We start from the raw sequence: 23,743 nt of genomic DNA on the forward strand, positions 1-23,743 counted from the left end.
TGATCAGATTGAACCGCGTCATTACGTAGCTTCTCCTGTTTGTTCGAGCTCAAAATACAGCCCCTTTTGCAACCATGGCCAAAGATTTCTGCTCTCACACAGCTCAGCCCTCTTCTTCCATAAGCCCAACATACCGCGAGATGCTGATTCCGAATGATAAAATAAAGGATGGCATCTTGTAGAGGGCATAGAGTTACTCATTCATCTGGATGGTGGTGTAAGCATCATCATATCAATGGCTAGAATCCTAGCTTAAAAGGGACGTTCTCAAACCCACCTATCCACAGATGTATCAGTTTTTCCCTTTTAGCCCCTTCACTGAGTCAATATCCATATACACCATCAAACCATGACACAGCCCCACCAACGGGAACTAGAAAACAAATAAAAAAGCGCACCTCAAAGAGGTGCGCTTTTGAATACTGAGTTCTATTGGAAAAGTAGCTTAGCTCTTTTCTTCCTCTTCAGGCTCTTCAGGTTCTTCGTGAGCAATACCTTTATGACAGTCGATGCAGTGCTTACCATTTTCCACGGCTCGTTTGTGTCGCTTACTGGCCATGCGGTCTTGTTCACCAAAGTCCATGAACTCAAAGTTATGGCAGTGCAGACACTCTTTAGAACCACGCTCACGCATTTTGTCCCATACGCGGTTCGCCATGGTCCAGCGGTGCGCCTCGAACTTCTCTTTGGTACTGGCGGTTCCTAAGATCTCATGGTAGACATCCTTGGCTGCCATGACCTTGGCAATCATTTTGTCAATCCACCCTGTTAGATCTTTATCATGGGGTACATGACAGTCAGCACATGTGGCACGCACACCTGAGGGATTACGATAGTGTGGGGAGTCCTTATACTCTTCATAGGGGAACTGCATAGAGTGGCAGGAGACACAAAACTCCAGACTATTGGTCGTCGCCAGACCAAACTGAAGTGTACCAATAAACAGAATGCCAGCCACACCACCCACAGCAACTAAAATCCCTAAGGGATATTTACTGCTGGGTTGACGCAGGAGTTGCCACAAAGATTTCAACCAACGCATCTACTTCCTCCTCATACGCTCTGCGTATACAGCCTGACTCCATGAGGATCGATCTCAGCCTGATCCATGCAGCCATCTGCACAAGCTCCCTGTCCCCCCCAGGTTCAGGAGCCCCCCTATTAATTTAGAGCAAAAAAACGGACTCTAAATATCATAAACACATCATTTTGGAATTCAGCGTATCAATCTACTAAATATTTACGCTGGGAAAAACTGAATTATATCGAGAAATGGCACATTTTTGGTTTTTTTTTCATCAATAAATCATTTTTATAATGCCAGACCATATTTTAATCATAAAAAAACCTCTTAAAAACAGGCCCAAAAGAGGCTCTTTTTCATGAAAAAACCTCTTCATTATCGTTATTTTTTTGTGACTTTTTGCAGAACATATAACGGGTTGCTTACATAACGCCGGGTGATCATCCTTATTTCAAATCAGGCTATAGACTTTTCCTCCAAGCAGGCGCATACAGGAGGTAGGGGGGTGAGGCTCTCCCCTAAATTTCAAGGCCAATAGGGCCTGTGGATTACAGGGAATTGAGGAGTGGATAGCATGGAAGTGGTTTCAGTTCTTGGTAAGAAAGAGTGGAAACGGGTCATTAAGGCAGGCGATCGTGTGTTTATAGGCTCTAATGCTGCAAGCCCTGTCGCTGTTGTTGATCAACTTCTTGCCCATATTGATCAATTCCATGATATTGAGCTAACCCATATTCTCACCTTGGGGGATACCCCATGGGCAGAAGAAAAATATAAAGATCATCTCCGTCTCAACTCTCTTTTTCTAGGCCGTGGCCCAAGAGAGGCCGTACGAGATGGTTATGCCGATTACACGCCCTCCTTTCTTTCAGAGGTACCTGCGCTGTTTGAGGAGGGTATTCTTCCTCTAGATGTTGCAATCATTCAAGTTACCCCACCGGATGTAAACGGGTACTGCTCTCTAGGTGTTTCAGTGGATGTTGTCTCCAGCGCAGTTCGCCATGCCAAGCATGTTATCGCACAAATCAATGCGTATATGCCACGAACCTTTGGGGAGAGTTTTATCCATATTAATCAGATCGATTATGCAGTTGAGATCAATACCCCAGTTGTAGAACTCCCCCTACAAAAGGTTGATGATGTCAGCCATCGAATCGGCCAATACGTCTCCATGTTGGTCGAAGATGGAAGCTGCTTACAATTGGGTATTGGCAGTATTCCCAATGGAGTGTTAGCAAGCCTGAATCAACATAATGATTTGGGTCTGCATAGTGAGATGATTAGTGATGGTGTGATTGATCTACTGCAGAGTGGTAATATTAACAATCGCTTCAAAAACACCCAACGTGGCCGTAGTGTGACCTCATTCTGTATGGGCACCAAACGCATCTATGACTATGTCGATGAAAATCCCCACATTGAATTTTTACCCTCAGAATATGTGAACAACCCAGCAACCATTGGTAAGAATGATCAGGTGGTCGCCATTAACTCTGCCATTGAGGTCGATCTAACCGGACAGGTGGTCTCAGACTCGGTTGGTCATCGGTTTTATAGCGGTATTGGTGGCCAAGTGGACTTCATTCGTGGTGCGAACCTCAGTAAAGGCGGGCGCCCCATTATCGCCCTGCCCTCCACGACTAAAGATGGGACCATCTCACGTATTGTGCCCTTTATTGCAGAAGGCTCAGGGGTCGTAACCTCGCGAGGGGATGTACATTATGTTGTGACAGAGTATGGGATCGCTTCATTAAGGGGGAAAAGTATCCGTGAACGTGCTTTGGAGTTGATCCAGGTCGCACATCCAGATTTCCGGGATTGGCTACTGGAAAAAGTCCGGGATCATTTTTGGGTACCAAGTTATCAAAAGGTTCATGGCACTTCTTTGAAGGAGTTTGGAGAAGTGGAAATGGAAAAAGTTGAACTGAAAATTGATGGACACTTTTTCTTACGCCCCCTACACCCCTCGGATGAACGCCATCTGCAGGAGTTTTTCTACTCACATACTCAGGAAACCAAACTTCTGCGCTACCGGTTTAACCCGGAACAGATGTCTCGTGAAAAAGCGTACTCTCTGGTCAATGTTGATCAGGACAAAGACCCCGCGCTCTGCATTATCCGTAAAGAAGGTGTGATCGAACAAATTGAAGCGGTAGGACGTTACTACTACATACCGGAAGTTAATTTAGGGGAAGTTGCATTTGTCGTCCGTGAAACCATGCGTGGCAATGGCTTGGCCCAAACCCTGATCAAACGGTTATCTGAAATTGCCAAACAGCGTGGCATACGCCGTATGGTGGCCTATGTACGTCCTGAAAACACCCCGATGCTCAAAGCCCTGGAGAAAATGAACTTCGTCCGGGCCCCTTCGGATGATCCAATGGAAGTCTGCATGGGATACGATCTGGACCCAGAATAAAACTGAGAGGCATGGAAAAGAGGGGTTATGCTCTTTTCCATGCCTCTGCACCGTTTCTTTCCCCTTTCTCTTATTCAAGCGCACGCCCTCAGGATAAACCTTCCGATAAAGATTCATTAAAGGACAGTTTTACGCCCATGATATATAAGATCAGACTCGCTATATCAGAGAGATAAGGGGTAAAGCAGCATATGCAACGATCACCATGGTTGCATGGTGGATATGTCAGAAAAGTCCGTTGGGGGATCTATTTAGATAGAACTGAACAGATGGTCAGATCTCACCAAACTCATGATGGGTGGTTTTCTTTTAGAAGCGGTTGCTGGCAAGTATTTTATCACCGCCATCCCCGGCCCTTAGACCGTAACACAACGTTGGCTAAGCACGTTCAGCTGAGCAACTCTATTAAGGTTGCTGACGAACAAAACGTAACCCCTGTGTATAAAAAATCAGCATATCTGTCTAAAAATGATCCAACCAACCTCTCATCGGAAAAAGTGTAACAGATTTTCATCGATCCTCCTGCTCTCCCCCCCTGTTACAACAGCTTATCAGCTTATATATAACATCCGCGCAAAACATGTAAATACCAACACCCTGCTGTTTACATCACACATATTCATATATTGATATCTACACTTAAAAATATAATAGTGAACCTGCGTGATAACCACAGAACCAGGGATGGGCTGATGTCTGTACATGTTGTGCGAAATGGTGACGTTGTTAATGTCTTTCTACGTGGTTTTTTTAACCATTCACTTTTAAACAGCTTTAGCGATGCTCTACATCCACATATGCAGGCAGAAAAAATGGTTATTTTTATGGGTGGGTTAACAGGCATGGATGGTACTGGCCTGGGGTTACTGGCCGCTTTACGGCAAAATTTTGGCCCTGAGAAACATATTATTTTGGCCTCTCCCCCTAAGCATATTGAGAATTATCTAACCAATCATCAACTCCACCGTTGCTTTACACTCACCACACCCTTTTAAGCTCTATTTTACTAAACACAGAGTCATAAATTATATCTATACCCCGTTGGACCATGCCTTCATCTCTGATGTGAAACAATTTGTGACCTTTAGGCTTGTATTTTGATCTATATCAATTTTTCCAGCCTTTGATACCCATACAATGAACGCCAAGTTTCTTTAATATGGCTGGGCTTAGACATCATTTCCCGCATTAGAAATTCCTGATATAGATCATTTCCCTATTATGTGGGAAATTGCAGTCTGCACGATTGATGCGGCGTTATAGCCCACCTTCATCCATTCCCAATAAGGGGGGAAAAATGGCACGTTTGAGATGGCAAAAACGGGTAGGCCCAATGGTTTGGGCTCTGCTACTACTGGTTGGCCTAATTCCTGTCCAGCTCCACGCCATGGGTGGACCAACGGCAGCTGAATATGGCGTAGTGCTCAACTTATCGGGCAAACAGCGCATGCTTACTCAGAAAATGAGTAAGGAAGTCATGCTCATTGCTCTGGATGTTGATAAAGCCGCAAACCTCACAAACCTTAAAGGAACCGCTGCACTTTTTGACAAAACCTTAAAAGGGTTGCGTGATGGTGATGCAGATCTCAAGTTGCCACCAACCAACACCAAGCGTATTCGCCGTCAGCTCGGCAAAGTTGAAAAGATTTGGGGGTCTTTTCAACCCGTTATTGATGCTATCTTAGCTTCTGGCAGTGTTAGCAAAGAGCAAATCGATCTTATTTCCGCCCAAAACCTACCCCTGCTTAAGCAAATGAACAAAGGTGTTAAGCTTTATGAAAAAGATGCCAGTAAAGCGGGTATGAAAGCTGACCCAGGCTTGGCTGTGACCATTAATCTCTCGGGGAAACAACGTATGCTCACACAAAAAATGAGCAAAGAGTTTCTATTAGCCGCCTATGGGCATGACACCGAAAATAATAAGCTGAACCTACTTGAGACCTACTCACTTTTTGAGCGGACCTTAAAAGGCCTGCTTGATGGTGACTCGACACTCGACCTTCCAGGGACAAAGAGTGAAACGATCCGCACGCAGTTAGGTGTGGTTAATGGATTGTGGACAAGCTTTAAACCCATCGTGGCATTTGGGGCAGACCCTGCGACATCCTCTATCCCTATGGATAAAATTCAAACATTGGCAAAGACCAACCTGCCATTACTTAAACAGATGAATAAGGCCGTTAAGATGTATGAAAAAGAGGCCGCCAAATAAATCCCGCTGATGGGGAGGGTATACCCTCCCCATCACTTGATATCACAAGCACACGTCATATTTTTAGTGCACATGGGGAAACACTAAATCTCAAACAGGGCATATGCTGGTTTAAGGATGGTTGGGGGGATGTAACGGATGACACTGAAACAGAAAATAATCGGTAACGGTATTGTCATGAGCTTGCTCATGGTTCTACTGCTGTTTTTTACGCACCTTTTCTTTGGGCAACTTAACGAAGGCTTTCAATCTATTTTAGAAAAAACAGGCCTTGGTGTAAAAAACAGCCAAAATGCTCAAGAACGCATTTTGAGTGTCGATCAAAAACTATCGACCACCTCTGCCAACTTCAGTGCCATTGCTGTTGATATTTCAAAAGCCAACCAACGTATACGTATTACCGACCGGAAAATCCGCAAAATTTCAGAAGCCTTAACCGACCTGGCTCAAAATGTAGAGGATATTGTTGAAGAGCTACCTGAGGGCGAAGTTCAAGATATGTTAATGGATATTGCAGATGAGGTAACCGATCTGCAAGAGACAACCAAGCGTGAAGCCCTGATTGGGTTGAAGCAGTCTGTCACACAGATGAAGCAGTTTACCGATAAAATTGATCAAGAGGTTGAAGGGTTAACGACACTTTCAACCGACCTCAATGGCACAGTGACCTTAAGCCAAGGGGTATTAAAAACCAATGCGCAGATTGAAACGGTTGTTCAAAATAGTAAATCTCAAACCGCAACCAGCCAGCAGTTACTCATTTTAGCGATCGTTGTCTTTATCATGATCACACTGGTTTCTGCGTATCTCTATGCCGGTATGATTATTCGCCCAATTCAACATCTGACCAAACAGATGCGTGAATTTGCCGAAGGTGAAGAGCCTGACTTAGCCCATCGCCTACCCGAAAACCGTAAAGATGAACTGGGCAACCTCACCAGCTGGTTTAATAGCTTTGTTGAGGTCATTCAAGGCATTGTTGTCAATACCAAACAGAACGCCAGACAGGTTTCTGAGGCATCACAGAAGCTGGTACAGGTGTCGGAGAGTATGTTTGCCGCCTCTGAAGAGATGGCCAGACGAACAGAGGCCGCAACAGGTGCCACACTGAGCGCCAATGACGGTATGGATGCCATCTCTCATGAGACCGAACGCTTGAATGGTGATATGCAGTCCGCTTCGCAGCTCATGACCCGTATTAACCAGGGAAGTAGCTCCATTGCATCGGCCGCAGATCAGGCCAGTGAAAGCCTAATGGCCGTTGCCAGTGTGTCAGAACAGGCCTGTGATGGTATGTCGCAAGTGAGCACCACCACGGAGCGTACGACAGAAGTCGTGGGTTCAGTTGCCTCTAGCCTGGATGCCATAACCGTCGCACTGCAGGATGTACGCAATAAATGCGAAAGCGCTACTCAAGAGACGGATCATGCTAAAGCAAGATCCAATAGCATTACCGATGTCGTGGCCCACCTAACCTCAGCAGCGGAAGAGATTGGTAATGTCGTAGGGCTCATCAGCAACATTGCCCACCAAACCAATATGCTGGCCCTTAATGCCTCTATTGAAGCCGCTGGCGCGGGTGAGGCAGGCATGGGGTTTGCCGTCGTTGCCAATGAGGTTAAAGATCTGGCCAAGCAGACCAGCGATGCCACCAAAATGATCTCTAGCAAAATCACATTAATCCAGCAACACACCAAACAGGTCGCTGAAGTATCCCACACAGTTGTTGAAGCGATTGATCGAATTGCACTGGCCAATGAAGAGATTCTTGAATCTATGGTGGATCAAGGGGCCGCTGTGACAGAGATCAATGGTTCTATGATCTCTGTTGCCAATGATACCCAAGAAGCTTCACATCAAGTGACCGATACCGCACAGGATATGGTCGCCTTAAACTCTCAGGTCCAAGAGATCTCGCAGCGTATTCAGGATGTCACCCGCAATGTGGCTAGCTCTTCTACCGATATGGAACATGCCGCTCAAAATGTATCCAGTGCAGCGCAAGCTAGTGCGGGTATTGCAGGTCATGTAGGCGATGCTTCAGACGCTTCGCAGGATGTGACAGGTGCCATGGTCAAGGTTAAACAAGTGGTTCAGGAGCTCAATGCGCTCAGTGTTGATGTCAAAGAAAACTCCAGCGGGTTAACGGGTGTAGCCTCTGAGCTGAACCGCATGTTGGACCGATTTAAAAGTTAAACCGTTGCTGTCTGCCATACTGTTGGGCTTTATCTATTGTAGGATTGAACCTGCATCTAACATGCACAGCCTCTACATTCTACGAGAGACCGATATGGTCCCGCTTTAGCCACACGATAAACAGGCTCAAACGATTACTGTTGGTGATAGACCTTCATACGCCCCTCAAGACCGATGAGCCCATTTCGAATAGCCTCTATATTGAGTTCAACACCGCCATCATGGGGACCAACCGTCGTCACCATGCTCTTATCCCCAACAGCCGTTCGGTAGAGGGTACGGCCATGTTCAATAGGGATAATTTCATCTTCCTGACTGTGGATAATCAATAAAGGCAGCTTGACATCACGTATATTTTTTAAATTGGGAAATTGGATATGTGCCAACATCCTTATGGGTAACCAAGGATAGAGCTGCGCTGCACGATCAGGTATCGAGGTAAACGTCCCTTCCAACACTAAGCCACCCACCGGTTCATGGACCGCTAGCCATGTTGCAGGTCCACCACCAAGCGAGTGTCCAAATAGAATAACCCGCTCTGGTTTGAAACGCCGAGTCTGGACCAGATGGGCCAGAGCAACCTGCGCATCCTGATAGAGCCCCTGTTCGGAAGGTTTACCTTGGCTTTGGCCATACCCTCGGTAATCCAATAATAAACTGCTGTAACCCAAACCATGAAACAGTCGGGCATAATCAGAAAGGTCACCAATATTACTGGCGTTCCCATGGAAAAAAAGCACCACAGGTTTATGCAACTCTCCGGGTAGAAACCAACTACTTAGAAGATGATCTTCGCTTTTAAGCTGAACAGATTCATAATCTAGCCCCCATTCTGCCGGGGTTGTGCGCCAATCTCTAGGCGGTACAAACACCTGCCGTTCCTGTGTAAAAAACATGAAGGCACAGACACCGGCATAAAAAAACAGAATGGTTCCAACCCAGAGCGCCCAATGCATGAGAAAATCCTCTGTTTGACATCACAGAAGCTTAATAGCATAGAGCATTAAGCTGTTAGAAACAAAGGGAACTAGTGAGAACGACTGGACAAACGATTGGATAATGCCTTCAGTGAAGGGAGAAAACCAGATTCACCAACCTTTTTCGGGGCATCGGCTAAATCAACCCACCGTCGTTTACGAAAATCTTCCTGCCATTTTTTTAATATCTTATCAACATATAGCGCATAGATCTCAACCTCACAAACACCACGCCGCTTTTTGATTCTATAACTACCCAGCGCTACCTTATCCACCCGCCCTTTCACACCTGCCTCTTCCAAGGCCTCTTTAGCCGCTGAATCCCTTGGCTTCATTTTTGGCTCAACCATACCTTTGGGAAAAATCCAACGACGACGCTTACGGCTTGTGATCATCAAAACCTGCCACTGCCCTTTGGCATGGCGTCGCACAGGGATCACGGCAGATTGATGATAGACAAGCTTGGCTGCAGTCAAATCCATAGGGCAACATCTCCATAATGTACATATCAGATAAAGGTCCCCATGCTTCTACCATATAAATATGGCGTGATTAAAGCAGGAAACTCTTTTATGCATAGGAGTTTGCACGCTATTTATGCATCTGTCATAGGGGAGTGATTTATGACATTTTTACACCATTAAGGTGTGCACTTAACCACTGCATAATCTGCCACTGGGCATGAGGTAAACCCCACCCCTGTTTTTGGGCAATGTGATACAGGTCATCATGTTCCAATCTCGGCACTGCGTCTACCCATTTTACGCTTAGCGGACCCCACGGCGTCTCATAGGCAACCAACTTGCGTGACAACACCCAGCGCTGGGTTGTCTCATAACGTACCCCCAGTGTGGTGGTATGCATCAGTAACAACCGTGCCAGCTCTTCTTGATTTTGAGGGTGACATAACACCTCCATGCGCGCGCCCAAACGATTTTTTTTCATCATGGCTGGCGCAATAGAGACATCTAATGCACCAGCAGATAACAGTAGACCATAGAGAGGGCCTTGCCACTGGGGATCCATATCGTCAATATGCGCAACCAAAACCGTGACAGACTCCTGCTGTAAATCACGCTGTTTCTCCTGGTTCACCATCGCCAGAATGCGCAATCGGTTCGCGTGACTGGAAAACTCACGACTCCCCAACCCAGCCCCTTCATGGTCAAAACGGGACAGAGGGTTCCCCCCATATTCCCCCTTCAAATGGGCCAAAATGGCCACACCTGTCGGTGTCGCCAACTCCCCTTGAAGTTTTTCATCATCCATAGGTAAAACAGGAATAGCATGCTGTTGAATCATCTGTGTCACAGCAGGAACGGGCACCGACATATGACCATGCGCACAGCGCACCATGCCCTGCCCCACACGTAAAGCGGAAGCGTACACCTGCCCAACAGACAAATGCTCTAAACACCACGCTGCGGCACAAACATCTAAAATAGCATCCAGTGCGCCTACTTCATGAAAATGCACCTGCTGCACGTCAACCCCATGTACATGTGCTTCAGCTTTTGCCAGCAGTGTAAAAATCGACTCAGCCCGCCTCTGAACAGCCGCACTGAGTTGAGATTGCTTAATTAATTGAAGGATGGTACTTAGGTGTCGATGGTGATGTTCGGGCTGGAACTGGAACTGAAGATGTTTACCTCTTAGCCCCCCACGTGTCGTTTCAGTCACCACCATATGCCAAGGAGGGAGATCTAGGGAGTTTAAAGCTTGCTCCAACTGAGACTGGTCAGCCCCCAGATCTAGACAGGCGGCAACAAACATATCCCCTGCAATACCGGAGGTCAGATCTAGAAAGATGTTCATTCTAAAGCCATATTCCCATGAGTGTTACGGCTATTGGTCCACTGAGTATGGCCCCTTCTCGCACACCCCATGTTTGATGGGTTGCAGAGAACCGTGGCAGTTCATGATCAAAACCCCGTACACGTAAGGCCTCTTCATGGGCAGGAAGATCATCTAAAATACGGTTGAGAAGGAGCTCACCGCGTAATTGCCACCCTTTAAGCCAGCCGAGGAGCCCTTGTTGGGTTTGATCTCTCCTGCGCAGTTGCAACGCCTGTTGCAGCTGATTACCCATCGAGACCATTCTAGGGGCACTCAATAGTGTAAACCCCAGCAGGTTGATGAGCCGTTGCCCATACCTATTCAACCAGCCCTGCCTGGGTAGGCACCGATTTAGCGCCGTTAAAATCTGTATCGCTGTTGTATTTTGCACAAACAGCAAGCCAAACCCTGTAAAGATGATGAGTCGGGCACTCTGTATACCCCCATGCATCAACCCCTCTTGTGTCAGCAAGTCCCCAAAGCGTTGAACTATGGGGTGGCCTGGCGTCATAAAACCATGCAGCAAGACAATGCCCAGGAACAACCAACGTAACCGCCACCATAATACAAACAAGGGAGACAAAGGTTGACGTTGAATAAAGGTGGCCAGCAACAACAAACCGAAAGAACTGCCCCAAGCAAGATGGGTAACAGGTAGTGCCATGACCGGCCATAACATCAATAACAGGGCGACCATCTTTGCACCCGCAGCCACGGGCATAGGCTTGGAAATGCGTCGGTTAACGCTTCTCCACCTCATCAAGGTCATCATCTTCCAGGTCGTCTTCCCAGATCCCCTCATCCTCGTCCTCATCCTTACGGTCTTGCATACGCATGGCTAACAGCACACCACCAATACCGGCAATCAGTCCCATAAGTCCAGAAAGAATCCAAGGAAGATACTCAGAGGCCTCTTCTATTTGTTGGTTTTCACCTTCCATCATGACCAAACGTTTTTCCAATGCCTGGATACGTCTTTTCATCATGGCTTCGCGGTCACTAACCAGTTTTGTGGCGGGCGGCAAATCTTCATCCATCCTCACCCTCTTCTGGCTGTCAGGCTTTGCTGGAACTTTAATATGCTCAATAACGCGCTTGGGCTCTTGTTTAGCCACATGAGCTGATTCACTCTTTTTGTCTACCGTTTTAACGGATGGCTTGGTCGCCTGTTGTTCAACCATCTCCACCGGTTTAACAATAGCTTTAGGCGCCATATCTGGTAGCGCAACCTTTTTGGCTAACTCTTTTTTGGAAGCTGTTACGGTCTCTTTTTCTACATCTTTGGGTTTCTTAGCTTTAGGGGCTTTTTGAGAAGGGGCAGGTGTCACCTTAAGAATAGGTTTAGCCGGTGGCACCGGCAGAACATGACCCTGTGATTTTGGTTGACTACTTACAGTCTCATCAGATTTTACAGACTTTTTGTACGGTGCATCATGGGTCACCAAGACACCATCTCGCTTAAGTTTACGCTCTAACTCTGAGATGGAAATAATGGGGGCCTGCATCGGTTTTTTTGCCCACAAGCGTTGCTGTTGCTGAATCATCTTCTTACTTTTATCGAGGGGCAACTGCGCAATATCTTGTGGCTCTGGCCAACGAATCTGCGCCCCCTGTTGCACCCCACCAAACATATTTTGTTGGTTAAAGCGATCCCGATTAGCCAGCCAAATTCCAACTTGAGCGCGCGCCAGATCCAGGGTTGTGTTTTGACGTAGCTGGTTGGCAAGACGAGTGATCTCTTTTTCTGCCAAAGAGCGAGACGCGACAGAGAGCTGAGACTCTACTGGCACAGGAGGAATTAACCCTGGCTGGGCACCCAAAGTTTGTACCTGGGGAGCCGGAGATTGCGGGGTTGGATCACCATATCGGGCTGTCGGTGAAGGGTTGTACGGCAGAGTATTATGCCGAAACTTGGGCTGTTTCTGAGGCATTAAGGTTGCAGGATCAAGTGCATTCAATTTCAAGGACACATTGAATGCATGATAATGAACAACCCCATAGGTATCCTGATAGTTGAGTAACACAGGGAAGAGAGGCTCTTCCACCGGGATGCGGCCCCGAATGGTGTAAAGCGCTAACCGATCCTTTTTTTGAACGGATACCTCGGCCTGATAGACGACCAGGGGCATGTCCATACCTAATAGCTGCTGGTATGCACCGCGGTTGGCAATCCCTACCCGTGGTGACTCTCCACCCGCACTATCCTGGACTGCGATCTGCAGATGAAGAGGCTGTCCAATGCCACTATAGAGCATCGGTTGGCTGAATTGGACCCCAGCAAAGACTTGTGTCACCAAACCAAAAAGTGCCACAGCCACCATTGCAAGCTTCTGTTTCAACATATGCTCAACCCTCTTCATCCCTAAAAACAAGCTTCTCCTTCGATTTGTTTCGGCGTTTATCCGTCAACTCTTGACCTTAAACGTAAAAAAAGAGGGTTTTTCGATAAACACCCCCCTATTTAGAAACCTATGACAGGTTTATAGTGTTCATCCCCCCTTACGGGACACCAACGATCTTGCCCCATTCAGAGCATCTAATGACCTCCTCTTCAGCTCTACCACACCACTCTTTTTATAAAACGTGACCTAAAAATAATGATCGTAGCAAACCATCCCCCCTATACGAGCCCCCCTTTTTTTATAACCAACACAATAGACCCCATAAAAAAACGCCCGTTCCAATAAGGAACGGGCGTTTAATGAATCAGCTGTGAAATAAACAGGCTTATTTCAAATGATCGCGGATCAGAACTTCAGCGATCTGCACAGCGTTGAGGGCTGCACCTTTACGCAAGTTATCTGCAACACACCACAGGTTCAGGCTATTCTCTTTACTCTCATCTTCACGAATACGTGAGACAAAAGTAGGATCCTCACCAGAGGCCTCTACAGGTGTGGTGTACTCCAGTTTAGCGGGGTTATCCACAACAGTGATGCCCTCGGTTTTCTCCATGGCTTCACGAGCTTGAGCAGCGGTCACCTTGCGCTTGGTTTCCACCGTAATAGACTCAGCATGGCCATTAAACACACCCACACGAACACACGTGGCGGTCACACCAATGCTAGAATCCATGATCTTTTTGGTCTCATTGACCATTTTCATCTCTTCCTTGGTGTAATCATTATCTAGGAAGACATCGATCTGGGGGATCAAGTTAAACGCAATAGGCTTGGTGAACTTCTTGGGGGGAACCTCAAGCGCTTCCACATATTTTGAGCGGGTCTGCTCAAACAGCTCATCCATGGCATCTTTACCAGCACCAGACACGGCCTGATAGGTGCTCACAATGATACGCTCAATGGTACCCAGTTCATGGATAGGCTGCAAAGCCACCATCATCTGAATGGTTGAGCAGTTAGGGTTGGCAATAATCCCCTTCTTCTTGTATTCCGCAATGGCGTCAGGATTAACCTCAGGAACCACCAGAGGAACATCAGGATCCATACGGAAAAAGGAGGTATTATCAACCACCACACACCCCGCTTCAGCAGCCTTGGGTGCATAGATCTTGGAGACACTCGCCCCAGGTGAGAACAGGCCAATTTCTACCTTAGAGAAATCAAAAGTCTCTAGGTTTTCAATCGTCAGCTCGCCATCCTTAAAAGGGACCTTTTTACCTGCTGAGCGCTCAGAGGCCAGGGGATAGACGTTCCCCACAGGAAAGTTACGATCTTCAAGAATCTTGAGCATTTCACGGCCCACGTTGCCGCTGGCGCCCACGACTGCCACATTATAGGTACGCATGGTACAATTCCCACTTCTAAGAAAATGTTTGGAGCACCAACATAGGCTTATGCCCATGTCAGCTTTGCCTTAAACCCTTGCCACCCCTACCCCACCACGTGGGTTGCAAAGGTTCAATATACTTGGTTAAGCATTCAGCGCCGCAATAACGGCATCACCCATCTGAGCGGTATTCATTTGCTTCATCCCCTCTTGCATGATGTCACCAGTACGTAACCCCTGGTCGAGAACCGTCGTCACAGCCGCATCAATTTTATCCGCCAAATCAACCAGATCTAACGAGTAACGCAACATCATACTCACCGACAAAATCGTTGCCAGTGGGTTAGCCACACCTTTACCTGCAATATCAGGTGCTGAGCCATGAATAGGCTCATAGAGTGCAAACTGATCACCTAAGCTGGCAGAAGGCAACATCCCGATAGAGCCCGTCAACATCGAAGCTGCATCTGACAGAATATCGCCGAACATGTTGGTTGTCACAATCACATCAAACTGACGTGGATTGCGGATCAACTGCATTGCCGCATTATCGACATACATGTGGCTTAGCTCGATATCGCTGTACTCTTTTTGATGCAGTTCGGTGACCACATCACGCCACAGCTCGGTGGACTCCAGAACATTGGCTTTATCCACACTGCACACTTTTTTACCGCGTTTACGAGCAGCTTCAAAAGCTTTACGGGCAATACGTTCAATCTCATCGGTTGTGTAAACCAGCGTGTTATAGCCCTTTTTACGGCCATCACCCAGATCTTCCACACCACGAGGAGAACCAAAGTAGATACCAGCAGAAAGCTCACGCACCACCATGATATCAATACCAGCAACCACCTCTTTTTTAAGGGTGGAAGCATCTGCTAACTGAGGATAAACCGCCGCAGGACGCAGGTTGCAGTAGAGATCCAATGCTTTACGGATACCCAGCAAACCTTTTTCAGGCCGAACACTGATATCCAGGGGCTCCCATTTGGTCCCCCCGACAGCGCCCAGTAGTACAGCATTGGCGGCCTTGGCTTTGGTAATGGTCTCTTCAGGCAAGGGGGTACCGGTCGCATCATAGGCGGTACCACCAATCAGCCCCTCTTCCAGGGTAAGATCTGCACCATTGCTGATGGCCCAATTCAATACTTTCACTGCCTCTGCAGTGATCTCCTGACCAATACCATCACCGGGGAGAACCAGAACCTTCTTAGCCATTGTCTTATGTCGCCTTATTGTTGGTTTTTACAGCGTGGTGCGGGCTACAACCAGCACCACGCGTCTATGCTATTAACCGAGGAAAGACCAAGGAGCCTCGGCTTTGCGCTTGGATTCGTAAGCTTCAATATCAGAGACATGCTGCAGTGTTAGACCAATATCATCCAGCCCATTTAGCAGGCAGTGCTTACGGAACGGGTCAACATCAAAAGAGATATCACGACCCTTAGGTGTTGAAATAGTTTGAGTTTCCAGATCAACGGTCAGTTGATAACCTTCCTCAGCCTCAACCTCTTTGAACAGACTCTCGACAACCTCGGCATCTTGCACAATGGGCAAAATACCGTTCTTAAAGCAGTTGTTGAAGAAAATGTCTGCAAAGCTTGGGGCGATCACAACCCTAAAACCAAAATCCTGCAACGCCCAAGGGGCATGCTCACGGCTGGAACCACAGCCAAAATTATCCCGAGCAAGCAAAATTCGAGTCCCGGCATAGCGCGGCAGGTTGAGTACAAACGCTTTGTTTAAGGGGCGCCCCTCATTGGACTTACCGGGTTGCCCTTGATCCAAATAACGCCACTCATCAAACAGGTTCGGTCCAAAGCCTGAACGCTTAATGGACTTGAGAAACTGCTTGGGAATAATGGCGTCAGTATCCACATTGGCACGATCCAAAGGAGCGGCAATAGCGGTTAATTTTGTAAAGGCTTCCATGGATAACCTCTTCTTCTCTTTTCGTTCAACGGTCTTCTAGAAGACCGGTCAGATCACCAGTTACGGATATCCACAAAGTGCCCTTTAATGGCTGCCGCAGCGGCCATAGCCGGACTAACCAAGTGGGTACGGCTATCCTTACCCTGACGCCCTTCAAAATTACGGTTGGAGGTGGAGGCACAACGCTCACCAGGCTCCAGCACGTCATCATTCATGGCCAAACACATGGAACAGCCAGGCTCACGCCACTCAAAACCAGCCTCAACAAAGATCTTATCCAGACCTTCTTTTTCAGCCTGCTGCTTAACCAAGCCTGTTCCAGGCACCACCATGGCAAGCTTAATGGCAGCAGAAACCTTATTGCCTTTGGCTACAACCGCAGCAGCACGCAGATCTTCAATACGGCTATTGGTACAAGAACCAATGAAGACCTTATCCACAGCGATGTCTGTAATGGGCGTACCGGCTTTTAGATCCATATAAGCCAACGCCTTCTCCATAGCCCCCTGCTTTATGCTATCACCCGCATCGGCAGGGTTGGGTACCTTACCATCCACATTGGCAACCAGTTCAGGGGAGGTCCCCCAACTAACTTGGGGGACAATGTCCGAGGCTTTGATCTCAACGACAGTATCGAACTTGGCCCCTTCATCGCTATGCAAGGTGTTCCAGTAAGTTACAGCTTTGTCCCACTCGTCCCCTTTAGGACCGAAAGGGCGACCTTTGACATATTCAATGGTTTTTTCATCCACAGCGACCATACCGGCCCGGGCACCACCTTCAATGGCCATATTACAGACAGTCATTCGCCCTTCCATGGAGAGAGCCTGAATGGCACTCCCCCCAAATTCGATGACATAACCAGTTCCACCAGCTGTTCCGATCTGACCAATGATGTAGAGGATAATATCCTTTGCAGTGCTCCCCTCTGGCAGCTCACCATCCACACGGATCAACATGGTCTTGGGCCGTTTTTGCATCAGTGTCTGAGTGGCCAGAACATGCTCCACTTCAGAGGTACCAATACCAAAAGCCAGCGCACCAAAAGCCCCATGGGTTGCTGTGTGGGAGTCTCCACACACCATGGTAAAGCCTGGCAATGAGATTCCCTGCTCAGGAGCCATGACATGCACCACACCCTGGCGGATATCACCCATGCTAAATTCGGTAATACCAAAGGCTGAACAGTTATTATCCAGCGTATCCACCTGTAGCTTGGAGACGGGGTCCTTAATGCCACCCGCCAGATCCTTGGTAGGTACGTTATGATCCGGCACCGCGAACGTGGCTTCAGGGTGGCGAACTTGGCGACCGGTCAGGCGTAGCCCTTCAAAAGCCTGAGGGCTGGTTACTTCATGAACCAGATGCCGGTCGATATAGATCAAACTTGTGCCATCTTCATCGGTACGAATAAGATGCGCATTCCAGATTTTTTCAAACAGCGTTTGGGCGCTCATGATACTCCTCGACAAAACCCTGTGTAGCACAGCGTCTGTGTAAACAGGTAAGCTGCGTGGACACCCACTTCCAGATCGTGTGTCCATTTTTATGGGAACCCATTTATTTACGCCAAAAACACATTTTTTTCAAGGGGCAGCTCTCCGACAGGCTATAGAGCCCCCCACCAAATAGAATCTATTTATTATAAGCTTGGCATACTTATCCAAATGGACCATAGAGATTCCCCGATAAGACATCCCTTAACAGCCCGCACAACTCACCATCCAACACACTGTTTAATAGGCTTATACTATTTTAAAACATCTTATACTTCGTGCATGCGCCAGCTCTGATCTAACCAGCCAGCCCCACCCCTTAGGCAGGTGATACTCAGGCTTGCCCCCCTACAGTTACACCGCTATTTTTTCTGAGCAGAAAACACTGGACACCCTCAATGCCCCCGCCCCCCCCATACCATAAAAGAAAAACAGATTGCCCAGCAGCCCCCCCACTTAGAAAAGGGGCAAAGCGAGACAGGTTAGACATCTATAAACGCGAAATATTTAAGGAGAGGGAGAAGACGAGAAACAAGACAGCCATAGGCGGGCTGGTCGCTCTTTTCTAATCAGATGAACAAACAGGCTCAAAGAAGAGGAATAGTCCCACAACAGGCAAAGGTAGGGGGACCCAGGAAAGTATCTTTAGCTTTAAGCCATCTCCCCAAGAACCAACGACTATCACCTCCCCCTACATCTACCTACGGGCGCAGAACCCATAACAGCTTGTATTATAGGGGGAGACGATCGGTCATTTAGTTTCGTATGGGTTTGAGATCCAAAACCTGAGGAATTTCATGAACCCAATGGCTGGGCCCGCAGCGCTCTAAATATTCGCGGGGGTGACAGCCAGAAGGGAAAGCACAGGTATCAACACCAGCTGCACGCCCCATATCCATATCAAAGGTGGTATCCCCAACCATCAAAGTAAGCTCTGGGGGAATAAGTGTTTGATCTAAAATTTGCTGTACCATACCAGGATTGGGTTTGGAGGGCGCACAATCGGCCGTTTTAACCGCCACAAAAAAACCTTCCAGGTGATGATCCCTGATGGTTCGTTGCATACCTGCCATAGACTTGCCTGTCGCTACAGCCAATGTCACCCCATCAGCTTGCAGTTTTTCCAACGTCTCCTTAACCCCAGGAAACAGAGGATGGTCCAGCTGTTTTTCATCCGCCATGGTGCGATAGATTTTACGATAATAATCGACCACCTGCGTACGCTGCTCTGCCGTTGCATCTGGCAACAACGTATCGGCAGCCTGCTGTAGAGAGAGCCCCACAATAGAACCAGCCTGGGCATGGGTGACCTGAGGCAACCCGACCTCTTTTAAAGCCAGGTTTAAGACGTGAGCGATTCCACCCTGACTATCGACCAAGGTTCCATCACAATCAAAGATCACCAACTCATAGCGGCTGCTCATAGATTTTCCCCTTCCCACAACATACGGTCCACCACCTTTTGCAACTCAGCTTCCAGTGGCGCTTGATAGGTCATCATCCTTTTTTCATGGGGGTGGGCAAAAATCAGTTCAGACGCATGCAAAAACAGGCGTTTCAAACCACGCTCCCGCATCCATTTATTAAAGGTTTTATCCCCATACTTACCATCGCCAGCCACCGGATGCCCTAAATGCTGCATATGTACCCGAATTTGATGGGTGCGCCCTGTTTCCAGCTGCACCTCCACAAGCGAGGCTGAGCCAAAGTCCCGCACAACACGGTAGTGCGTAACAGCCTCCTGCCCACCCTGCTCGACCGTAACCATACGTTCTCCACCGCGCACAACCCCCTTGCTTAAGGGTTGTTCAATCACGCCACGCCGTTTTTCAGGCACCCCTTGCACCAAAGCCAGATAGGTCTTGCCAACCTTATTTTCGCGCATGGCCTCGGTGAGTTGTCGCACGGCACGGGGACGAAGCCCAAACAACAGCAGACCTGATGTATCTTTATCCAGTCGGTGGCATAGCTCAGCCTGGGCTTCAATTCCCAATTTCTCTAAGCTTGCTCGCACCGCATCCACAATGCCCCAATCATGCCCACTACCGCCATGAACGGGTATACCAGCCGGCTTATTCAACACCAAGATCCATCCGTCCCGAAACACAGTACGGGCTTCAATATTGGGTGCTTGCTCTTTAATTTTAGCTTGGCGCTTACCATCACTCTGTTCAGTTTTAGGGGGATGAACCGGTGGAATACGCACCAGATCCCCATACGCAAGACGCCGATCTCCCTTGGCACGCCCTTTATTTACCCGTACCTGCCCGGTACGCATGAGGCGTTGAATAAGAGAGAATGGGACACCAGGAATCTGACTTTTTAAAAATTTATCCAGTCGGGACCCAGCATACTCTTCGTCCACAGTTACTGTACGGACACTTGTTGGTTTCGAATTTTCCGGCACGGTTCGTTGCTTTTCTTGATTGAGGTACGTAGAATCATCGCACGGAAGCTTACCGAACACGGACGTAAAAGTCCCTGTTTGAACGCACAATGCATACAATTGTTCGTTCGTGAATGTGGTATCTTCCTTATTTTAATGGTTATTTAGGAATAAAAAAGTTCTAACACAGAAAATCACAGGCCACTATTTTAAGCCTGAAGAGTACCATTCTTTAATGAATCAGTCAGTTTGGCGGATGGCACAGAGCCCCGCCTGAAAAAACATACATCGCCTCGTGCGCCATACTGTAGCCACTTAATACCTTAATCGGTGTTAACAATTAATGGGGCTACATGTTGAAGAGGCGCCGTACGATTAACCATACGGAGTTAATAATTCACATGACCAAGCGTATGCTGGTAGATGCCACCCATCCTGAAGAGGTGCGCGTCGCTATTGTCCACGATCAACGCCTGATTGATCTGGATATCGAAACCTGCACCAAGGCTCAGATCAAAGGCAACATCTACCTGGGCAGGGTTACCCGGGTCGAGCCCTCTCTACAAGCAGCCTTTGTAGACTTTAACGGTGGACGGCAGGGTTTCCTCTCCGTCAACGACGTTAACCCCAAATACTACCCTGTGCAAGAGCCCCCAGAACCTCAAGAACCTTCTGAAGCCCCTCCCGAACAACCCGCCTCAACTCAGCCTGCTGAACAAACGGAACAGCCTTCGGAATCGGCACCAGAAAACAGCGAACAACCCTCTTTGCAACCCGTGATAGCAGATGAACAAACGGAACAAGAGGAGCAAAAAGCTGAGACGGCAAAGGTTACATCTGAGCCTGAAGAAAACAGCGCAACTGGGGAACCAGGTAACACAGAAGAGCCGCCTACAGAGGCTATAGCTGAAAACAAAGCCAAAGAGCCCTCTCAAAGCGATAAAGACAAAGGTGGTGGCCGCCGCCGCCGGGGCAACGACCGCGGTGGCCGTGGTCGCCGTCGCCAAATCCCTATTCAGGATATCTTGAAAAAAGGTCAACTCCTGCTGTTGCAGGTGGTTAAAGAGGCACGCGGAACCAAAGGCGCCTCCTTAACCACCAACATCTCCCTGGCAGGGCGCTATACCGTTTTGCTCCCTGAAAACTCAGGTGGTGGTGGTATTTCCCGTAAAATCATGGATAACCAGGCTCGAAAAGCCTTGAAGACCATGCTTGCCAGCATGGAAATTCCCCAAGAGGTTAGCCTGATCATCCGTACTGCAGGTATGGAACGCACCAAGCGTGAGATCACACGGGATATGAGCTACCTGACCCGTTTATGGAAAACCATTCAGGACAAAGTGGAGACCTGTAATGGTCCTGCTTTAATCCATGAAGAGGGCGACCTGATTATCCGTACTATTCGGGATCTCTACTCCACAGAAATGGAAGAGATTCTGATTGAAGGCAATGAAGCTTACCGCCGTGGTAAGGATTTCATGCGACTGCTGATGCCCCGTTATGTCAAAGCGGTTCAACCTTATAAAGATCGCATTCCTCTTTTCTCCCGTTATCAGGTAGAGCATCAAATTGAATCGATGCATGAGCGTACCATTTCGCTCAAATCTGGTGGATACCTGGTTATTGAACCAACGGAAGCTTTGGTCTCCATTGATATCAACTCAGGGCGATCAACCAAAGAGAAGAATGTAGAAAACACCGCCTTTAAAACCAATATGCAGGCTGTTGATGAGATCGCACGCCAGCTACGCCTAAGAGATTTAGGTGGGCTGGTTGTCATTGATTTCATTGATATGGAAGAAAAAAAGCACAACAGCGAAGTAGAAAAACGCCTGAAAGAGGCTTTAAAAGGCGATCGCGCCAAAATCCAGCTCGGGAAAATTTCCCAGTTTGGTCTCATGGAGCTTTCGCGCCAACGTATGAAACCGGCTTTCAATGAGAGTAACCGTGAGGTTTGCCCGCGCTGCACAGGTCTGGGAACCATTCGTTCGGTAGAATCCACAGCCATTCGCCTGTTCCGTTGTATTGAAGAAGATACAAGTAGCGGTCGCTTTTCTAAGCTTATCTACCATGCACCTGCCGATGTTGCCAACTATCTGCACAACCATAAACGCAGACAGATGGTCGAGCTGGAAATTGAGAATGATCTTGAGCTTCTGATCGAGATTGACCCTGAGCTACAGACCCCTCATTTCCGTAAAGATCGCGTGGCACGCACCTCACAAGAAGAGCCCAATAAAGAGCGTGAAGCCAAAGAGGAAAGCAGCCCAGCCGTTCAGCCGTCGGAAGGTGAAGAAAAGAGTAGCGAGACACCTGAAGCAGGTGAAGAGGGCAAATCTGAAGGTAAAAAACGCAAGCGCCGCCGTAAACGCAAGCGTAATCGTGATCGTACAGATGGTGCTCCAGGTGAAGAGCAGCAGGAACAGAGTGGTGATAGCCCCACCCAAGAGACAGAGAGCTCTGAAGTGGTCGGTGAGACAAATGATGGTGAAGCCAGCGAAGGTGAAGCCAGTGAAGGTGAAGCATCCGCCTCTGATACTGCAGATAGCAGCGGAGACTCACCCAGCAAAAAACGTCGCCGCCGCCGTCGCCGTCGTCGGGCTGCTTCTCAGGAGGAGCAAGCCCAGACAACAGAAGCGGTCGAACAAAGTTCCGAGGCACCACAGCCACCGAGCCATGAAGAGGCCAAGCCGGTTGAGGTATCTACCTCTTCTAATGAGCCCCCTCCTCCTCCTCTACTGATTGAGGAGCAGCCGGACACACCTCAGCCTGTCTTGGTTGTACCAGAGCCAGACACCCCTCAACCCAGCATGTTTGAACCTGCTGTTGAGGCAAAAGCTGAACCTCAACCCGCTATTCAGCCTGTGGTTGAAGAGGCTGCCGCAGAAGAGGCCCCGGCCAAAGCTGTGAAAAAACCCGTGCGTAAACGGAGAAAGCCTGCGGCAAAAAAGGTTGCGGCTGAAGAGACCACAACGGAAGAGTCGGCCGAACAGCCTAAAACGGATGAGGCATCACCTACAGCTGATCAAGCAGCTGAGGAGAAGCCAAAACGTCGGCGACGGACCACGACCCCTCGCAAAAAGGCTGCCCCTAAAAAGAGCACAGAAGAGGCGACACCCGCAGAACAGTCTGAGACTGAGGTAAGCGCAGAAGCTTCATCAACACCAAGTGATGATGAGCCAGAGGTTAAGAAAAAACCAGCGGCACGCAAACCTCGCAAACGGGCAACCACCACCACCCGCAAACGCGCCCCTAAAAAAGCGGCCAAACCAAAGAGTGATGGTGACGAAGCGAGCACAGAAAAAGCTGAAAGCCCAGCAAAAGAGCCGACAACGACGGCTGAAAGCCCTTCGACTGATACAGAGTAAAAACACACTTCAGTTGACATGCACAAAAAGAGACGGCGCGATTCTTTAATCGCGCCGTCTCTTTTTTTATGACATCGCTTAAGGCATAAAAAAAGGAGAACCTAAAAGGTTCTCCTTTTTTACAGCCATGTTTGATGTGGATAGACCCACACAAGCATGTTTTCTTAC

The 23,743-nt window shown here is 48.2% G+C and carries 17 protein-coding genes; 5 read left to right on the top strand and 12 right to left on the bottom strand.

The features are described 5' to 3' along the window. Nucleotides 1-445 precede the first annotated feature (445 nt). The gene (locus V5T57_RS06810; protein ID WP_332890426.1) at nucleotides 446-1,042 is read right to left on the bottom strand and encodes a NapC/NirT family cytochrome c; all 597 of its coding nucleotides are present in this window, start codon (nucleotides 1,040-1,042) and stop codon (nucleotides 446-448) included. 556 nt (nucleotides 1,043-1,598) lie between these two features. Here V5T57_RS06810 and V5T57_RS06815 point away from each other — a divergent pair. From V5T57_RS06815 to V5T57_RS06830, 4 genes are all read left to right on the top strand, one after another. Beyond that, nucleotides 1,599-3,440 (top strand): GNAT family N-acetyltransferase, encoded by a 1,842-nt coding sequence (locus V5T57_RS06815; RefSeq protein WP_332890427.1) that lies wholly within the window; start codon nucleotides 1,599-1,601, stop codon nucleotides 3,438-3,440. A 692-nt stretch (nucleotides 3,441-4,132) separates the two neighbouring features. Beyond that, nucleotides 4,133-4,435, top strand: coding sequence for an STAS domain-containing protein (locus tag V5T57_RS06820; protein WP_332890428.1), 303 nt, complete (start codon nucleotides 4,133-4,135; stop codon nucleotides 4,433-4,435). A 302-nt stretch (nucleotides 4,436-4,737) separates the two neighbouring features. Beyond that, nucleotides 4,738-5,652 (top strand): type IV pili methyl-accepting chemotaxis transducer N-terminal domain-containing protein, encoded by a 915-nt coding sequence (locus V5T57_RS06825; protein ID WP_332890429.1) that lies wholly within the window; start codon nucleotides 4,738-4,740, stop codon nucleotides 5,650-5,652. A 138-nt stretch (nucleotides 5,653-5,790) separates the two neighbouring features. Next, nucleotides 5,791-7,848, top strand: coding sequence for a methyl-accepting chemotaxis protein (locus V5T57_RS06830; protein ID WP_332890430.1), 2,058 nt, complete (start codon nucleotides 5,791-5,793; stop codon nucleotides 7,846-7,848). A gap of 134 nt (nucleotides 7,849-7,982) precedes the next feature. Here V5T57_RS06830 and V5T57_RS06835 read toward each other — a convergent pair whose 3' ends face one another. The 11 genes from V5T57_RS06835 to V5T57_RS06885 all read right to left on the bottom strand — a co-directional run bounded on the left by V5T57_RS06835 (nucleotide 7,983) and on the right by V5T57_RS06885 (nucleotide 20,228). Next, a complete protein-coding gene (locus tag V5T57_RS06835; protein WP_332890431.1) occupies nucleotides 7,983-8,804 on the bottom strand; it encodes an alpha/beta hydrolase in 822 nt (273 codons plus the stop codon). A 71-nt stretch (nucleotides 8,805-8,875) separates the two neighbouring features. Next, nucleotides 8,876-9,307: an NUDIX hydrolase gene (locus tag V5T57_RS06840; protein WP_332890432.1), complete on the bottom strand. Its 432-nt coding sequence runs from the start codon at nucleotides 9,305-9,307 to the stop codon at nucleotides 8,876-8,878. A gap of 139 nt (nucleotides 9,308-9,446) precedes the next feature. Beyond that, complete coding sequence (larC, locus tag V5T57_RS06845; RefSeq protein WP_332890433.1) at nucleotides 9,447-10,640, bottom strand: nickel pincer cofactor biosynthesis protein LarC; 1,194 nt, start codon at nucleotides 10,638-10,640, stop codon at nucleotides 9,447-9,449. Between the two features lies 1 nt (nucleotide 10,641). Beyond that, complete coding sequence (locus V5T57_RS06850; protein ID WP_332890434.1) at nucleotides 10,642-11,421, bottom strand: energy-coupling factor transporter transmembrane component T family protein; 780 nt, start codon at nucleotides 11,419-11,421, stop codon at nucleotides 10,642-10,644. Continuing rightward, on the bottom strand, nucleotides 11,402-13,003 hold the full coding sequence (locus V5T57_RS06855) for a type IV pilus assembly protein FimV (protein WP_332890435.1): 1,602 nt from the start codon (nucleotides 13,001-13,003) through the stop codon (nucleotides 11,402-11,404). The genes V5T57_RS06850 and V5T57_RS06855 overlap by 20 nt, the downstream gene beginning before the upstream one ends. Nucleotides 13,004-13,388: 385 nt before the next feature. Beyond that, entirely contained in the window at nucleotides 13,389-14,408 is a 1,020-nt protein-coding gene (locus V5T57_RS06860) for an aspartate-semialdehyde dehydrogenase (RefSeq protein WP_332890436.1), read from the bottom strand. Nucleotides 14,409-14,534: 126 nt separating this feature from the next. Continuing rightward, entirely contained in the window at nucleotides 14,535-15,611 is a 1,077-nt protein-coding gene (gene leuB / locus V5T57_RS06865) for a 3-isopropylmalate dehydrogenase (protein ID WP_332890437.1), read from the bottom strand. Between the two features lie 72 nt (nucleotides 15,612-15,683). After that, complete coding sequence (gene leuD, locus V5T57_RS06870) at nucleotides 15,684-16,325, bottom strand: 3-isopropylmalate dehydratase small subunit (RefSeq protein ID WP_332890438.1); 642 nt, start codon at nucleotides 16,323-16,325, stop codon at nucleotides 15,684-15,686. A 53-nt stretch (nucleotides 16,326-16,378) separates the two neighbouring features. After that, nucleotides 16,379-17,782, bottom strand: a complete 1,404-nt coding sequence (leuC, locus tag V5T57_RS06875) for a 3-isopropylmalate dehydratase large subunit (RefSeq protein WP_332890439.1) — start codon at nucleotides 17,780-17,782, stop codon at nucleotides 16,379-16,381. A 794-nt stretch (nucleotides 17,783-18,576) separates the two neighbouring features. Continuing rightward, nucleotides 18,577-19,245 carry an HAD family hydrolase gene (locus tag V5T57_RS06880; RefSeq protein WP_332890440.1) on the bottom strand — a complete coding sequence of 223 codons (669 nt, stop codon included), beginning with the start codon at nucleotides 19,243-19,245 and terminating at the stop codon, nucleotides 18,577-18,579. Then, a complete protein-coding gene (locus V5T57_RS06885; protein ID WP_332890441.1) occupies nucleotides 19,242-20,228 on the bottom strand; it encodes an RluA family pseudouridine synthase in 987 nt (328 codons plus the stop codon). Before V5T57_RS06885 ends, V5T57_RS06880 begins: the two co-directional genes overlap by 4 nt. Nucleotides 20,229-20,608: 380 nt before the next feature. Between V5T57_RS06885 and V5T57_RS06890 the strand changes: the two genes are divergently transcribed. Further along, nucleotides 20,609-23,575, top strand: coding sequence for an Rne/Rng family ribonuclease (locus V5T57_RS06890; protein ID WP_332890442.1), 2,967 nt, complete (start codon nucleotides 20,609-20,611; stop codon nucleotides 23,573-23,575). The last annotated feature ends 168 nt before the right edge of the window (nucleotides 23,576-23,743 follow it).

This window comes from Magnetococcus sp. PR-3 (assembly GCF_036689865.1).
Classification (GTDB): Bacteria; Pseudomonadota; Magnetococcia; order Magnetococcales; family Magnetococcaceae; genus Magnetococcus.

Excerpts from the sequence above, each read along its gene's own strand:
- V5T57_RS06810 (WP_332890426.1), bottom strand. The coding sequence starts at position 1,042 with ATGCGTTGGTTGAAATCTTTGTGGCAACTCCTGCGTCAACCCAGCAGT.
- V5T57_RS06815 (WP_332890427.1), top strand. The coding sequence starts at position 1,599 with ATGGAAGTGGTTTCAGTTCTTGGTAAGAAAGAGTGGAAACGGGTCATT.
- V5T57_RS06820 (WP_332890428.1), top strand. The coding sequence starts at position 4,133 with ATGTCTGTACATGTTGTGCGAAATGGTGACGTTGTTAATGTCTTTCTA.
- V5T57_RS06825 (WP_332890429.1), top strand. The coding sequence starts at position 4,738 with ATGGCACGTTTGAGATGGCAAAAACGGGTAGGCCCAATGGTTTGGGCT.
- V5T57_RS06830 (WP_332890430.1), top strand. The coding sequence starts at position 5,791 with ATGACACTGAAACAGAAAATAATCGGTAACGGTATTGTCATGAGCTTG.
- V5T57_RS06835 (WP_332890431.1), bottom strand. The coding sequence starts at position 8,804 with ATGCATTGGGCGCTCTGGGTTGGAACCATTCTGTTTTTTTATGCCGGT.
- V5T57_RS06840 (WP_332890432.1), bottom strand. The coding sequence starts at position 9,307 with ATGGATTTGACTGCAGCCAAGCTTGTCTATCATCAATCTGCCGTGATC.
- larC (WP_332890433.1), bottom strand. The coding sequence starts at position 10,640 with ATGAACATCTTTCTAGATCTGACCTCCGGTATTGCAGGGGATATGTTT.
- V5T57_RS06850 (WP_332890434.1), bottom strand. The coding sequence starts at position 11,421 with ATGAGGTGGAGAAGCGTTAACCGACGCATTTCCAAGCCTATGCCCGTG.
- V5T57_RS06855 (WP_332890435.1), bottom strand. The coding sequence starts at position 13,003 with ATGTTGAAACAGAAGCTTGCAATGGTGGCTGTGGCACTTTTTGGTTTG.
- V5T57_RS06860 (WP_332890436.1), bottom strand. The coding sequence starts at position 14,408 with ATGCGTACCTATAATGTGGCAGTCGTGGGCGCCAGCGGCAACGTGGGC.
- leuB (WP_332890437.1), bottom strand. The coding sequence starts at position 15,611 with ATGGCTAAGAAGGTTCTGGTTCTCCCCGGTGATGGTATTGGTCAGGAG.
- leuD (WP_332890438.1), bottom strand. The coding sequence starts at position 16,325 with ATGGAAGCCTTTACAAAATTAACCGCTATTGCCGCTCCTTTGGATCGT.
- leuC (WP_332890439.1), bottom strand. The coding sequence starts at position 17,782 with ATGAGCGCCCAAACGCTGTTTGAAAAAATCTGGAATGCGCATCTTATT.
- V5T57_RS06880 (WP_332890440.1), bottom strand. The coding sequence starts at position 19,245 with ATGAGCAGCCGCTATGAGTTGGTGATCTTTGATTGTGATGGAACCTTG.
- V5T57_RS06890 (WP_332890442.1), top strand. The coding sequence starts at position 20,609 with ATGACCAAGCGTATGCTGGTAGATGCCACCCATCCTGAAGAGGTGCGC.